Here is a 13,560-nt window from a genome sequence, read left to right on the forward strand (position 1 = left end):
CTCCCCGGCGTTCGCTGGAACGCAGATCACGTCCCGTGTCACGGCGTGAGGGTGACCACCGGGGACTGCTCCGCCGACAGCGGCACCTGGAAGCGCTGGGACAGGTAGGACGCGATGTCGTGGAACAGCGGGGCGGCCGAGCCGCTGAACGGCGTGCCGTTCGGACCGTCGAGCATGATGCCGACGACGTAGCGCGGGTTGTCCGCGGGCAGGATCCCCGCGAAGGTGATCCAGTACAGCGAGTTGCTGTAGCGGCCGGTCTCGTCGATCTGCTGCGCGGTGCCGGTCTTGCCCGCGATCTGGTAGCCCGACAGCGCGGCGGACTTGCCGGTGCCGGTCTGGCCCGGCGCGTCCTGCACGACGGCGCGGAACATCTCGCGCACCGTCTTCGCCGTCTCCGGGGTCACCACGCGGACGCTCTCCGGCTTGTCGGTCTCCTTGCGGGCGCCCTTGTCGTCGACCTCCGCCCGGATGATGCGCGGCGGGACGCGGAGGCCGTCGTTCGCGATCGTCTGGTACATCCCGGTCATCTGGAGCAGCGTCATGCTCAGGCCCTGGCCGATCGGCAGGTTGCCGAACGTGGAGCCCGACCACTGGTTGCGCGGCGGCACCAGGCCCGCCTCCTCGCCGGTCAGCCCCGACCCGGTGCGCTTGCCGAGCCCGAACTTGCGCAGCAGCTCGGCGTACTTGTCCGGACCGATCTTCTGCGCGGCCATCAGCGTGCCGACGTTGGAGGACTTGGCGAACACGCCGGTGAACGTCATGTCGAGGTCGCCGTGCACCCAGGCGTCGTTGATCCGGCGGTCGGCGACCTGGATGCTGCCCGGCACCGTGATGACCTCGTCCGGCTTGTACAGGCCGTCCTCGATCGCGCCCGCCGCGGTGACGATCTTGTTCACCGAGCCCGGCTCGAACACCGACGTGACCGCGATGTTGCGCTTCTCGTCCTCGGTCGCCTTGCCGAAGTCGCGCGGGTCGAACGTCTGGTCGTTCGCCATCGCCAGGATGTCGCCGGTCTTGCTGTCCATCACCACCACCGAGCCGCTCTTGGCGCCGCTCTTGGCCGTGTAGTCGGTGACCATGTTCTGCACGACGTACTGCGTGTCGATGTCGAGCGTCAGCTCGAGGCTCTTGCCCGGTGTCGCCGGTTCCAGCTCGCGGTCGCGGTCCGGGCCGGGGATCACGATGTCGCCGCCCTGGATGGTGTCCACCACGCGGCGGCCGTTGCTGCCCGCGAGCAGGTAGTCCTGGGAGCTCTCCAGCCCGAGCTGGCCGTGCGTCGCGGCGGGCTGCATGTCCTTGCGCCAGTTCGCCGCGCCCACGATGTTCGACGCCAGCTTGCCGTTCGGGTAGACCCGCACGGCCCGGTACTCGGAGCCGATCTCGTTGAACTGCTTGCGGATCGCCGCGGCCTTCTCCGGCTCCACGTTGTCCGCGAGCTCGATGTAGGTGGTGTCCTGGAGCAGCAGGTCGGCGATGGTCTTCTCGTCGGTCTTCCGACCGTCCACCTCGGTGCCCAGCACCTGCTGGAACACCGCGGCGATCGCCTTGACCCGGTCCTCGAAGCTGCCCAGCTTCGGGTTCTTCGCGAGGTCCTCGGCCCAGTTCTTGCGCATCAGCTGCGGCACGGCGTAGAGCGACCGCGCCTCGATGCTGAACGCGAGCTGGTTGCCGTTGCGGTCGGTGATGGCGCCGCGCTCGGCGGGGATGTCCTGCGGGGTGGCGCGCTGCTGCTCGGCCTTGAGCGACAGCGCGGCCGCCTCGAAGCCCTGCACCTGCACCAATCTGATCCCCGCGAGCAGCAGGGCGCCGACGAGCAGCAGCCTGCCGACGGTGAGGCGGACGCGGTGGTTGGCTCCGCGCCGCTTGGCCGGGCGCGCAGCCCGTACCGACAGCGGACGTCGCGCTTGCCTGCCGCTGCTGGGCCCCGGCATGACTAACCTCCTGGCACCACTGGCGGCGGCTGCTGTTGGTTCTGCTGGTCTGCGGGCGTTTGCGCCGAGGACGGCGGCGCGGTCGAGGCGGCCGGAGCCGTGGAGGACGCGGCGGGCGTCGAGGGGGCCGGGGGCGGCGGGGGCGCGGGCGCCTCGACCGCGGACGGCTTCCCGTAGACCTCGACCGAGCCGTCCGGGAGCTGCTTGAGCTTCGCCGGGTCGCCCGCGAGCACCAGCCCGAGCTTCGCCGCGGCCTCGGCCAGCTTGGTCGGCGACTCGGCGAGCGCGACCTCCTGGCGCAGCTGCTCGACCCGCAGCGACAGCCGCGTGGCCTCGTTGTGCGCTTCCTGGAGCCGGTAGGAGTCCGCGGCGGCCTGGGTGGACAGCCACATGATCGCGGCGAGGCCACCGATCAGGACCACCATCACCATGATCACGAACGGCGCCTTGGCCACCGGGTTGGCCGCGCGCTGCGGCGTGCTCGCGCCACCGCGCAGGTTCTGGTTGCGCTGGGCGCGGCGGGCGTAGGCGCGCTCGGTCGCGGCGGACCGGGAGCGCGCGGAACCCGCCGACTGCGGAACGGCCTTGAGCGCGCGCTCGCGGGGCTTCTCCTGCCGGGGCCGGGGTCGCGGATCCGGCGAGGCGCCGCCCACTCGTGCCGGTGCGGTCATGACGCCTCCTTGATCCGTTCCGCGGACCGCAGGCGCACCGGGGCGGCCCGCGGGTTCTCCTCGATCTCCTGCTCGTTCGCCAGCTCGGCACCCTTGGTGACGAGCTTGAACTCGGGCCCGTAGCCCGGCAGCTCCACCGGCAGCCCCTGCGGGCTGCGCGACACGGACAGCTCGGCGATCGCGCGCTTCACCATCCGGTCCTCCAGCGACTGGTAGGCCTCGACGACGATCCGGCCGCCCATCCCCAGCACCGACAGCGCGGCGGGGAGCGCGAGCCGCAGCGACTCCAGCTCCTCGTTGACCTCGATGCGCAGCGCCTGGAACGTCCGCTTGGCCGGGTGGCCGCCGGTGCGCCGGGTCGCCGCGGGCACCGCTGCGTACAGCAGCTCGACGAGCCGCCCGCTCGTGGTGAACGGCTCGCGTTCGCGTTCGCGCACCACCGAGCCGACGATCTTCTTGGCGAACCGCTCCTCGCCGTAGTCGCGCAGGATCCGGACCAGGTCGCCGGGCGGGTAGGTGTTCAGCACGTCCGCCGCCGTCTGGCCGGTGCCCGCGCTCATCCTCATGTCGAGCGGGGAATCCCTGGAGTAGGCGAACCCGCGGTCCTCCGCGTCCAGCTGGAGCGAGGAGACGCCGAGGTCCATCAGGACGCCGTCGACGCGTGGGAAGCCGAGGTCGTCGACGGCTTCCGCGATGCGGTCGTAGGTGGCGTTGACGAACTTGACGCGGTCGCCGAAGTCCGCGAGCCGCTTGGCCGACAGCTCGATGGCCTGCGGGTCGCGGTCCAGGCCGATCAGCGTCAACTGCGGATGCGCCTTGAGCAGGGCCTCCGCGTGACCGCCGAGACCGAGGGTCGCGTCCACCACCACCGCGGGCCGGTCGGCCACCGCTGGGGCGAGCAGCTCGAGGACGCGGTTCAGCAGCACTGGGACGTGCCGTGGTCGCTCCGCCATCTCAAGCCCCCTCCCTTGCTTCGTGAAGGACCGCCACAACGTGGAGGTCGGGTGTCGTCAGGTCCCCGCCCGCCCGTCGAACCTGGCGCCGGGGAAGGTGCGCCAGGGCCGAAAGCCGAGCGGACCGAGGCCTCACGGCACCCGAACCACGTCGTGCAACTCACGGCCGATCAGAAGACACCAGGGAGGACCTCCTCCCGCGCTTCGGCGTAGCTGCCCTCATGTGCCTCGAGGTAGCGCTGCCAGGCCAGGGAGTCCCAGATCTCCAACCGGTTGACCGCGCCGATGACGGCGCACTCCTTGGTCAGCCCGGCGTAGTTGCGCAGCTCCTGGACGATCGAGATGCGGCCCTGGCCGTCCGGCCGCTGCTCGTCCGTGCTGGCGAAGAGGTAGCGCTGGTAGGCGCGAACGGACTCGTTGGTGAACGAGGCGCTCGCGACCTTGGTGGCCATCTCCTCGAACTCGGCACGGGGGAACACGAAGAGGCAGTGGTCCTGGCCCTTGGTGACCATGACACCCCCCGCTAGCGCGTCCCTGAACTTCGCGGGCAGCGTCAGCCGACCCTTGTCGTCCAGCCTGGGGAGGTGCGTGCCGAGGAACATGGCACCTCCACCTCCCTGCCGACCGATTCCGACCGGCAGTGGAGCCCCCGTCAGCCCCACCGGGCGCCACAGTACCCCACTTTTCACCACAGTCAACGCTGAAACGCGTGTTTCCGAAGGGGGTCGTGATACGTTTCCGCAGGTAGGAGCGTTGCGGCGAGGTGGCGGCGAGGTGGGGGACGAAGCCGACCACCACCTCCCAGAGTGACTCGAAAGGCCCGTTTTGCCACTCGGACGGACTAACGAAACGGCCCGAAACGGCCTCTTCGACCCCCGTGGTGGGGGAAAGTGGAGGCGGCGGTGGGGGAAGGTGGAGGCAGGGGAAGATGAACCGTCGTGGTGCCCCGCACGTCCTACCCAGCGTCAGGTCCCTGCCGAATCGGGGGTAGGGCACTTCGCCCCGGTTTGACACACTGCGTGAAACGCTTGCCCATTCCGTGCACCGGTCGCGGGCAGCCCCGCTCCAGGAGGTCGAGTGACCCCGAGTACCCAGCCAGCAGCACTACCGGACCGCACGTTCGGGCAGGGCGCGCAGGCCGTGAACGCCGCGGTGTCCGGCGCCGCCCACCCCTCCAGCACACGACCTGACGACGTGCTGGGCGAACTGCACACGGCGGTCCAGCGGATCGCCGCCAACGTGGAGAAGGTCCTCGTCGGCAAGCCGGACGTCGTCCGGGTCTCCCTGGTCGCCCTGCTCGCCGAGGGCCACCTGCTCGTGGAGGACGTGCCGGGCGTCGGCAAGACGTCGCTGGCCAAGGCGCTCGCCCGGTCGATCGACTGCACGGTCAGCCGCATCCAGTTCACCCCGGACCTGCTGCCCAGCGACATCACCGGCTCGTCGATCTACAACCGGCAGGGCAACGAGTTCGAGTTCCGGCCCGGCCCGGTGTTCGCGAACATCGTGGTCGGCGACGAGATCAACCGCGCCTCCCCCAAGACCCAGTCCGCGCTGCTGGAGTGCATGGAGGAGCACCAGGTCACCGTCGACGGCAAGACCTACCCCCTCGGTGCGCCGTTCATGGTGATCGCCACCCAGAACCCGATCGAGATGGAGGGCACCTACGCCCTCCCGGAGGCCCAGCGCGACCGGTTCACCGCGCGCGTCTCCATCGGGTACCCGGACCCGGCCGCCGAGCTGGCCATGGTCGACGAGCACGCGGGCAACAACCCGATGGACGACCTGCGCCCGGTGTCCGACGCCGCGCAGATCCTGAAGCTGGTGCAGACGGTCCGCCGGGTGCACCTGTCGCAGGAGATCCGCAAGTACGCCGTCGAGATGGTGTCGGCCACCCGCAGGCTCACCGAGCTGCGGCTGGGCGCCTCGCCGCGGTCCACGCTGCACCTGGTCCGCGCCGCTCGCGCGCAGGCCGCGCTGGCGGGCCGCGACTTCGTCGTCCCGGACGACATCCACGCCGTCGCGGTGCCCGTGCTGGCCCACCGGCTGGTGCTCACCGCCGAGGCGCAGGCGGCCCGGCGCTCGCCCGCCGACCTCGTCCGCGCGCTGATCCAGCGGGTTCCCGTGCCGCAGTCGACGCCGAACGGCCAGTACAACCAGCAGGCGGGAACGATCCGCTGAGATGCGAGGAGCACTTTCCGGCCTGACGACCCGCGGCCGCTGCCTGCTCGCCGCGGGCTTCGCGGCCGGGCTGTGCGCCCTGGTCCTGAACGAGCGCGACCTGCTGCGCGTGTCGGCGTTCGTGGTCGCGCTGCCGCTGCTGGCCGCGTGGCTCGCGACCAGGGCCAGGATCGGCCTGCACGCGGCCCGCTTCCTGCACCCCAGCCGCGTCCCGGTCGGCTCCGCCACCGAGGTGCGCGTCGAGCTGCGCAGCACCGGCAGGCTGCCCACCGGCGGGCTGCTGCTGGAGGACAGCGTCCCGTACGCGCTCGGCAGCAGGCCCCGCTTCGTGGTGGAACGGCTGCCGCGCAGCACCGCCACCGCCCTGCGCTACCCCCTCAAGCCCGTGATGCGCGGCATCCAGCAGGTGGGCCCGCTGATGGCGCGGGTCACCGACCCGTTCGGGCTCGTCGAGTACGACCGCGAGCTCGCTGGCCGCAGCAGGCTGGTCGTGGTGCCGAGGGTGACCTCGTTGAACGGCCTGCCCAGCGGCTCCGGCATGGGCGCGGGCGACGACGGCTCGATCCGGCTGCGCAGCGGCCAGGGCGAGGACGACGCGATCGTCCGCGAGTACCGGCACGGCGACGACCTGCGCAAGGTGCACTGGCGCTCGACCGCCCGCCGCGACCAGTTGATGGTGCGCGTCGAGGAGCGGCCGTGGCGCGGCGGCACGACCGTGCTGCTCGACCACCGGCTCACCGCGCACCGGGGCAGCGGCCCCAGCGCCAGCCTCGAGTGGGCCGTGTCGCTGACCGCCAGCGTCTGCCTGCACCTGCACCGCTTCGGCCACCAGGTCAAGCTGGTCGCCGAGGACGGCCGCGTCCTCGCGGGCGGCTCCGGCGACGGCGGCCACAGCGACGCTGTGGTGCTCGACTCGCTGGCCGCGCTGCAACCCTCGCACCGCCGTGAGCTGGCCGCGGGCATCGACCCCGGCGCGGGCCAGGAGGTCATCGCCGTCCTCGGCGCGTGCACCCCGGCCGTCATCGACGGCCTGGTCCGCTACCGGCCCCGAGGTATGCGCAGCCTGGCCGTGCTGCTGGACGTCTCCGAGTGGGCGGGTCCGACCGAGGACCCGGCGCCGGACGTGGAGGAAGCGCAGCGGTTGCTGCACATCGCGGGCTGGGGCGTCTCCATCGCCAAGCCCGCGAGCCCGATGAACCAGGTCTGGCAAGAGCTGTGCCACAGCGCGGGCAACCGCGGCCCCGTGGTGCGCACGGAGGTGGGCTGATGGCGGGGCGAGCGGTCGAGTCGGGCAACTGGACGACGTCGGTGACACCGGCCGTCGCCGCTCTTGCGGTGGTGTGCTCGGCGACGGCGCTCTCGGGCGTCGTGTCGGGCGGGCTGTGGATCTTCTACGTGCTGGTCGCGGTCGCCGTGGTCAGCGGCACCGGGCTGGTGCTGCGCGCGTTCCGGCTGCCCGCGCCCCTGGTCGGCATCGGGCAGATCTTCACGCTCGTCTGCCTGCTGGTCACGATCTTCACCCGCACCGGCGTGCTGGTCGCGCTGCCCGGCCCCCAGTCCCTCGAGGATCTGTGGACCGTGCTGGGCAACTCGATCACCGAGGTGCAGACGGGCATCCCGCCGGTCTCGGACAGCCCCGCGATGCGCTGCCTGATCATGCTCGCCATCGGCCTGGTCGCGGTCCTCGTCGACACGCTCGCCGTCGGTGCCGCCGCGCCCGCCGCGTCCGGCCTCGTGCTGCTGTGCGTGTTCGCGGTCCCCGCGTCGCTGGCCGACGAGATGCTGCCGCTGTGGACGTTCGTGCTGGGCGCGGCCGCGTTCGCGCTGCTCCTGGTCGTCGACGGCCAGCACCGGCACGAGGCGTGGCGCGGGCGGATGAGCGGCGGCGGGGGCAGCAGCTCCGGCGGCGCCGCGACCGCCGTGGCGGGCATGGCCGTGGTGATCGCCCTGTTCGCCGGGGCCACGTTCACCCTGATCGGCACGGTCGGCAGGCTGCCCGGCGCGGGCAACGCCGTCGGCGGTGGCGCGGACGGCCTCGGCCTCAAGCCGTTGACCGAGCTGCGCGGGATGCTCAACCAGGGCGAGACCAAGGAGCTGTTCCACGTCCGCGGCCTGCCCGAGTCGGCGTACCTGCGGGCGATGACGCTCCAGCAGTACGACCCCGCCAACGGCGAGTGGTCCGTCGGCGGCGCCCTGTCCGAGGGCAGCCCCGCCCGCGGCGACCTGCCCCCGCAGCCCGGCGACCCCGGCGGCGGCGAGACCACCCGCGTCGACATCGACCCGGTCGGCTGGAACGACGTGTGGCTGCCCACCTACGGCAAGCCGCGCAAGATCAGCAACACCGACGACACCTGGCGCTGGGACTCCACGCGCGGCATGGTCTACACCCCGCGCAAGCACAAGGCCGACCCGTACACGCTGGAGACCGTGCTGGCCAACCCGTCGGCCGACGACCTGCGCCGCGCCAACGGCAGCGCCGAGGGCGTCGACCCGGTGTACTTCAAGGTCGACGGCATCGACCCGAGCATCGGCCAGCTCGCCGACCAGATCACGCGGGGCACCAGCAGCAAGTTCGACAAGGCCACCGCGATCTACAAGTACTTCACCGACGGCACGCAGGGCTTCAAGTACTCGACCAAGACCGAGGGCGACACGAACGCCGACGCGCTCGTCGACTTCGTGTTCAACGGCAAGACCGGCTACTGCCAGCAGTACTCCGCCGCCATGGCCGTCATGGCCCGCACCGTCGGTCTGCCGGCGCGCGTCGCCCTCGGCTTCACCAGCGGGTACAAGACCGACGACTACAAGACGATCACCAGCCTGGACGCCCACGCGTGGGTGGAGATCTACTTCGCGGGCTACGGCTGGACCACCTTCGACCCCACCCCGCTGACCGACGGCCGCGGCGTCGTCCCGTCCTACATCAGCGGCACCGGCACCGACGGCGAAGCCCAGCTCCCCGACGAGGGCGACACCACGACCACCACCGCCCCCGCGGAGACCACCACCTCCAGCTCCTCCGCCGCCGACCTCAACGCCCAGGCCCTGGCCGACGCCACCCCGATCGACGCCACCCCGCGGTGGCACTGGATCACCCTCATCGTCGCCTCCGCCCTCGCCGCACTCCTGACCGCGCTGCTGCTCCTCATGCAGAACGGCACCCCGTTCCTGGCCCCCTTGTCCAAACAACCCTGGGCCCGCCCTGCCACGGCCGCGGCCGCCGCCGTCTGCTGGGCGTTCACCATCGTGCTCGCCATCGCCCTGTTCTCCTGGTGGCTGGCCGTGCCCCTGTTCCTGATCGGCATCGCCGCAGCACCGTACGGAATCCGCGCGGTCCGCCGCCGCAACCGCCTGCACTCCATCGCCGCCCTCGGCGCCCACGCCGCCAACGCCGCCTGGGAAGAACTCCTCGCCGAATCCGTCGACCGCGGCACCCGCATCCCAGCCACCGAAACCGTCCGCGTAGCCGCCCGCCGCATGGCCCGCGCCCATAACCTCGACGAACAGGGCAGGGACGGCCTCCGCTCGGTCGTCGGCGCCATCGAACGCAGCTGGTACAGCGGCCACCCGGAAGCCGACCCGCAACTGCCGCAGGCAGTGGACGACGTCCGCCGAAGCCTGAACCGCAACGCCCCACTGGCACTACGCGCCAGGGTGCTACCCCGGTCTGTGCTGCAACCAACAGCTCCGGAAGAGCTAGAGGACTAAGCAGCTGGGCCAGCGCATCGATCGAAGTTCCGCAGGGCCTACCTAAAGCCTGACGAGGGCGACATCGGCACACCGGGCAGACGCAACAGCGGCAAGCGCCCAAGAGCACCCAACCGAGCGTGCCCGCACCTCGTGCGGCCGATTTGACTTGGGGTTTTCGGCCCTGCACTTTCGACGGCGGGCAGGAGCACCACCACCTGCCCTTTTAGACCGCCGAGGGCCGAAAAGAGGGGCCCCAAGGCAAATCGGCCGCGCCCGGAGAACGGCGGCCACCGATACCCGGTTTCGAGGGACAAGCCCACCGCTGCCCCGTGCCAAGCTGCCGCGAACCAGACCGGATGCCAGCGCACACCGGCGACCACCCCACCCCCACACGCAAAAAACACCGCGACCCACCCCAAGGGGCAGGCCGCGGTGCTGGATCTTCGGTTCGGAGTTCTACTCGTCCTCGAAGCGTCGACGGAAACGTTCTTCCATCTTTTGTGAGAACGAGCTGCGGCTGCGGCTGGGTCGACTGCCTTCCTGATCCGACTCCTCGGCACCTTGATCACCGCGACGAAGGGTCGTCAGGGTGAGCAACACGCCGAAGAACATCAGCAGGAAGCCGACCACGCTCACCACCGGGATACCAGCGAGCTTCGGCAACATCACACCCGTGACCAGCAACGCCACACCCACGGCGAACAAAGCGATGCCCTGGATACGACGCCGTCGGGACGGCTTGCGCAGCTTGGCGCCGCGCACAGTAGAAGCGAACTTCGGGTCCTCGGCGTAGAGCGCGCGCTCGATCTGGTCGAGCAGTCGCTGCTCGTGCTCGGAGAGTGGCATGGCTCCTCCTCCGGCACAGCGGTCGCGGGCGCCGGGTGTTCACGGTTGCCGCCGGTCCCGGCGGACGCCCCCCTTGGGGGCGTCATCCCCCAGGATACGATCCGCAGAGCCCGGCGACTACCCAGTCTGGGCCCTCAAGCGGTTGGTTCTGTCACCATCATCCTCACGGGTCAATGGTCAGACCCCCGTGAGGTGACGCACAGGCCCCCTACCGGAACGGCTCGTAACCGCATTCTTGCAGGTGCAGCCCTTCTGAAGCCGCGAAAACCGCCCAACGGGTACGACTACCGGACTTCGGCGTGCCGGTCACCCTGATGGCGGTATCACGCCAGGTCCCGAAAAAAATTTGATCGTCGAACCACCTTCCCGCGCCCACAACCCCTACCGGAGGGGCCCGAAGGCACCGAATCCACCTTCCTCGGCCCCTCCGGACGGCCAAGTCGACTGCCGACAGCCGCACGGTTTGCGGCGGCCGGCCGGGACGGGAACGGCGGTCAGGAGCCGGTCGCCCTCGGGCGCGCAGGGCGAACCACCAGACCACGGTCCTGCCCCGCCCAACCGGGACTGGTCGATGGCGACAAGACCGGAGGGCGGGGCCCGGAGCGACCTGTCAGAGGTGGGCCGCTCCGAGTGAGCAAACGGTCGGGGGTTGGGACACCGCGGACTTGAGATCTGGGCTACGGCGGCAGGGGAATCACCTCGCTGTTCGAGTGCGGCGGAAGCGGCGGAGCACGCCGGTGAGCCACGAGCAGATCGCCGGATCAGGTCGAGCCGCCGAGTTCCGGAGCACCACCGACCCACCACGCCGCCAAGCCACCGGGCCCTGGACAACGGCCGAACCGCTGGGTTCCGGCGGACTGCCGGGTCCCGGAGGACCGCCGAGTTCCCGAAGGACCACCGGGCCCCGGACTACCACCCGAGTCCCGAATGACCGCCGGATTCCGGACGACCACCGAGTTCCGAAGGACTGCCGGATTCCCGAAGGTCGCCGGACCCCAAACGACTGCCACCCCACCTCCGGCCTGCCCCCGGCCAGGCCTGGACTGAGGGCGGGTTAGCGGCGGCGCGGATCAGGGTGGCCGGGCCGGGCCAGGCCAGGCCAGGGCAGGGCCAAGCCTGGGCTGGGCTGGGGGTGGGCTGGACTGGGGGTGGGTTAGCGGCAGCGCGGATCGGAATAGACGGGGTGGCCAGGGCCCCGTCCGGGCAGGCCTGGGGCGAATAGCGGCGGCCCAGTGCGGGATGGACAGAGTGGCTAGGGCCCCATCCAGACCTGGACTTGGGGCGGGCTAGCGGCGACGCGGATCGGAATGGACAGGGTGACCAAGGCCCCGGCCCGGCCAGACCCGGCCGACCCGGCCTGGGCTGGCCCGGCCGGGACTGGGCCGAACTGGGCCGAACTGGGCCGAACTGGGCCGGACTGGTCTGGGCCGGTCTGGGCCGGACTGGTCTGGGCTGGTCCGAGCCGAGCCGAGCCGGGCCGAGCCGAGCCGGGCCGAGCAGGGCTGGCCAGGCTGGAGGCGGGTTACCGGCCGCGCTGTTCGGGGATGGGCGGGGTGGCGAGGGCGGCGGTCAGGGATGGGCTGCCGCGGGTGTGGAGGCCGGTTGGGGACACGCCGGATTTGAGCGCCTCGGCCAGCAGCGGGGTGAGGGCTCGGGGGGAGAGGTGGTGGGCGGCGTCGGACAGGGCTCGTGCGGGTGGGGCGGTGAGGAAGGACTTGCGCAGCGTGGGTTTCGGCATGGTTCGGGTGCGGGTGATCAGCAGGTCGGCCGGGATGTCCGGTTGGTGGTGCCGGGGGACCAGCACGTGGATGGGGCCGGTGGCGGGGATGGTGTGGATGCCGTGCAGGTGCAGGGCGTCCAGGCCGGTCACGAGCGCTTGGTCACCGGCGTAGGTGAGCGCGGCCTGGATGCGTTGCGGTCTGGACGGGCGGGCGGGCGTGAGGAGCAGGATGCCCGGCAGCAGGTGCTGCCAGGGGCCGCCGGGACGGCAGCGGTCGTGCAGCAGCGCGGTCGGCAGCCCCAGGTGGAGCAGGTCGTGGGCCTTGGCGATGCCGTGGTGGAACAGCGTGACGAGGGCGTCGAGGTCGATCAGCGTTCGGTTCGTGTGGCGCATGTGTCCACGATCGACCGGACCCACCCCTCGGTCCACCGGGTCCGGTCGATCTGTGGACAACCCTCCGGGTTGTGGACAACTCGGGGGTCACGACTTGACAAGGTCCTGTTCCTGGGTAGCCCCGGAAAGCCCTCCGGGAAGCCCGGCGGGCTGCTCGTCGAACTGCCCACCCGACCGCGCGTCGGATTGCGCGACGGGCTGACGAGCCTCGCGCCGAGCCGCCCGGACGTCGCTCCACGCGTCGTGCACCGCCACCAGCGCCCCCGCCATGACGAACGCCGTGGCCGCGGCCAGCAGGCTGGAAACCTGCGGTCGCACCAGGATCACGGCCATGGCCCCCGCTTGGACGGCGGTGAAGACGACGCTGGTGGCCAGCCTTTCGATCAGTTGCCTGTTCATGTCGTTGGACCCCCTACTTGGATGACTCCCCTGTTTGTAGTGGGGTTTCGGGGGTCGTTCCGCGTCAGGTGCCCCAGAAGGACGAGGTCAGCCGACCAGTTCGTAGAGGCGGTCGGGCGCGAGGATGTCGATGCGCCGCCTGCCCGTGCTCACGATGCCCTGCTCGCGCAGCAGCCGCAGGACCCGGACGAGCGATTCGCGGGACGTGCCCGCGGTGCTGGCCAACTCCTCCTGGCTCAACGCGACCGCGCCCGCGGACCCGACCCCGCGGTGCAGTGCCACGTCGAGCAGCACGGCGGCCACGCGCTGGGTTGCGGTGCCGCTGAACTGGATCCGCTGCCGGTCGGCGTCGCGCTGCCGCGACACCACGACGGTCAGCACGGCCCAGGCGATGTGCGGCTGCCGCTTGCACAGCTCGGTGAACCGCAGCGGCTGCACGACCAGCGCGGACGCCTGCCCCAGTGCGCGCACGGTCGCCGAGCGCGGCAGTCCGTCCACCGCGGACCGCTCCCCCACGATGTCGCCCGGCCCGCGCACCGCCAGCACCTTCTCGTTCCCGCTCGACGACGTGGCGGTGACCCGGAACAGCCCGCTGCGCACGACGAAGACGTGCTGCGACGGCTCGCCCTGGTGGCAGATCACGGCACCGGTCTCGTACCCCCGGACGTTGCCCGCGGACTCCAGCAACGCGTGCCCGGCGGGTTCGAGCAGTCCCCAGAAGCGCGCCACCTCGGATTCCATGCCCACAGCCTGCACCGATGATCACCGGAAACGCA

The 13,560-nt window shown here is 71.2% G+C and carries 11 protein-coding genes; 3 read left to right on the forward strand and 8 right to left on the reverse strand.

What is annotated here, in order from left to right:
• Positions 1-38: 38 nt before the first annotated feature.
• From RM788_RS15920 to mraZ, 4 genes are all read right to left on the reverse strand, one after another.
• Positions 39-1,934 (reverse strand): peptidoglycan D,D-transpeptidase FtsI family protein, encoded by a 1,896-nt coding sequence (locus RM788_RS15920; RefSeq protein ID WP_315932452.1) that lies wholly within the window; start codon positions 1,932-1,934, stop codon positions 39-41.
• A gap of 2 nt (positions 1,935-1,936) precedes the next feature.
• Positions 1,937-2,605, reverse strand: a complete 669-nt coding sequence (locus RM788_RS15925; RefSeq protein WP_315932453.1) for a cell division protein FtsL — start codon at positions 2,603-2,605, stop codon at positions 1,937-1,939.
• Positions 2,602-3,558 (reverse strand): 16S rRNA (cytosine(1402)-N(4))-methyltransferase RsmH, encoded by a 957-nt coding sequence (rsmH, locus tag RM788_RS15930; RefSeq protein WP_315932454.1) that lies wholly within the window; start codon positions 3,556-3,558, stop codon positions 2,602-2,604. The genes RM788_RS15925 and rsmH overlap by 4 nt, the downstream gene beginning before the upstream one ends.
• A gap of 170 nt (positions 3,559-3,728) precedes the next feature.
• Positions 3,729-4,160, reverse strand: coding sequence for a division/cell wall cluster transcriptional repressor MraZ (gene mraZ, locus RM788_RS15935; RefSeq protein WP_315932455.1), 432 nt, complete (start codon positions 4,158-4,160; stop codon positions 3,729-3,731).
• 475 nt (positions 4,161-4,635) lie between these two features.
• Here mraZ and RM788_RS15940 point away from each other — a divergent pair, with 475 nt between their 5' ends.
• Genes RM788_RS15940 through RM788_RS15950 form a run of 3 tightly spaced genes read left to right on the forward strand, consistent with a single transcriptional unit; the run spans position 4,636 to position 9,444 of the window.
• Entirely contained in the window at positions 4,636-5,736 is a 1,101-nt protein-coding gene (locus RM788_RS15940; RefSeq protein WP_399343675.1) for an AAA family ATPase, read from the forward strand.
• A gap of 1 nt (position 5,737) precedes the next feature.
• Complete coding sequence (locus tag RM788_RS15945; protein ID WP_315932456.1) at positions 5,738-7,003, forward strand: DUF58 domain-containing protein; 1,266 nt, start codon at positions 5,738-5,740, stop codon at positions 7,001-7,003.
• Positions 7,003-9,444, forward strand: coding sequence for a transglutaminase TgpA family protein (locus RM788_RS15950; RefSeq protein ID WP_315932457.1), 2,442 nt, complete (start codon positions 7,003-7,005; stop codon positions 9,442-9,444). Before RM788_RS15945 ends, RM788_RS15950 begins: the two co-directional genes overlap by 1 nt.
• A 438-nt stretch (positions 9,445-9,882) precedes the next feature.
• On the opposite strand, the gene RM788_RS15955 is transcribed toward RM788_RS15950, so the two are convergent.
• The 4 genes from RM788_RS15955 to RM788_RS15970 all read right to left on the reverse strand — a co-directional run bounded on the left by RM788_RS15955 (position 9,883) and on the right by RM788_RS15970 (position 13,525).
• Positions 9,883-10,272: an SCO2097 family morphological protein gene (locus tag RM788_RS15955; protein WP_315932458.1), complete on the reverse strand. Its 390-nt coding sequence runs from the start codon at positions 10,270-10,272 to the stop codon at positions 9,883-9,885.
• Positions 10,273-11,794: 1,522 nt separating this feature from the next.
• A complete protein-coding gene (locus tag RM788_RS15960; protein WP_315932459.1) occupies positions 11,795-12,385 on the reverse strand; it encodes a hypothetical protein in 591 nt (196 codons plus the stop codon).
• 87 nt (positions 12,386-12,472) lie between these two features.
• Positions 12,473-12,784: a hypothetical protein gene (locus RM788_RS15965; protein ID WP_315932460.1), complete on the reverse strand. Its 312-nt coding sequence runs from the start codon at positions 12,782-12,784 to the stop codon at positions 12,473-12,475.
• An 87-nt stretch (positions 12,785-12,871) separates the two neighbouring features.
• Entirely contained in the window at positions 12,872-13,525 is a 654-nt protein-coding gene (locus RM788_RS15970) for a Crp/Fnr family transcriptional regulator (protein WP_315932461.1), read from the reverse strand.
• Between the last annotated feature and the right edge of the window lie 35 nt (positions 13,526-13,560).

The sequence above is a fragment of the Umezawaea sp. Da 62-37 genome (assembly GCF_032460545.1).
Taxonomy (GTDB): Bacteria; Actinomycetota; Actinomycetes; order Mycobacteriales; family Pseudonocardiaceae; genus Umezawaea.

Bases quoted from the DNA above. Each gene is read 5' to 3' on its own strand.
- RM788_RS15945 (WP_315932456.1), top strand. From the start codon at position 5,738: ATGCGAGGAGCACTTTCCGGCCTGACGACCCGCGGCCGCTGCCTGCTC.
- RM788_RS15920 (WP_315932452.1), bottom strand. From the start codon at position 1,934: ATGCCGGGGCCCAGCAGCGGCAGGCAAGCGCGACGTCCGCTGTCGGTA.
- RM788_RS15965 (WP_315932460.1), bottom strand. From the start codon at position 12,784: ATGAACAGGCAACTGATCGAAAGGCTGGCCACCAGCGTCGTCTTCACC.
- RM788_RS15960 (WP_315932459.1), bottom strand. From the start codon at position 12,385: ATGCGCCACACGAACCGAACGCTGATCGACCTCGACGCCCTCGTCACG.
- RM788_RS15925 (WP_315932453.1), bottom strand. From the start codon at position 2,605: ATGACCGCACCGGCACGAGTGGGCGGCGCCTCGCCGGATCCGCGACCC.
- RM788_RS15955 (WP_315932458.1), bottom strand. From the start codon at position 10,272: ATGCCACTCTCCGAGCACGAGCAGCGACTGCTCGACCAGATCGAGCGC.
- RM788_RS15950 (WP_315932457.1), top strand. From the start codon at position 7,003: ATGGCGGGGCGAGCGGTCGAGTCGGGCAACTGGACGACGTCGGTGACA.
- rsmH (WP_315932454.1), bottom strand. From the start codon at position 3,558: ATGGCGGAGCGACCACGGCACGTCCCAGTGCTGCTGAACCGCGTCCTC.
- RM788_RS15970 (WP_315932461.1), bottom strand. From the start codon at position 13,525: ATGGAATCCGAGGTGGCGCGCTTCTGGGGACTGCTCGAACCCGCCGGG.
- mraZ (WP_315932455.1), bottom strand. From the start codon at position 4,160: ATGTTCCTCGGCACGCACCTCCCCAGGCTGGACGACAAGGGTCGGCTG.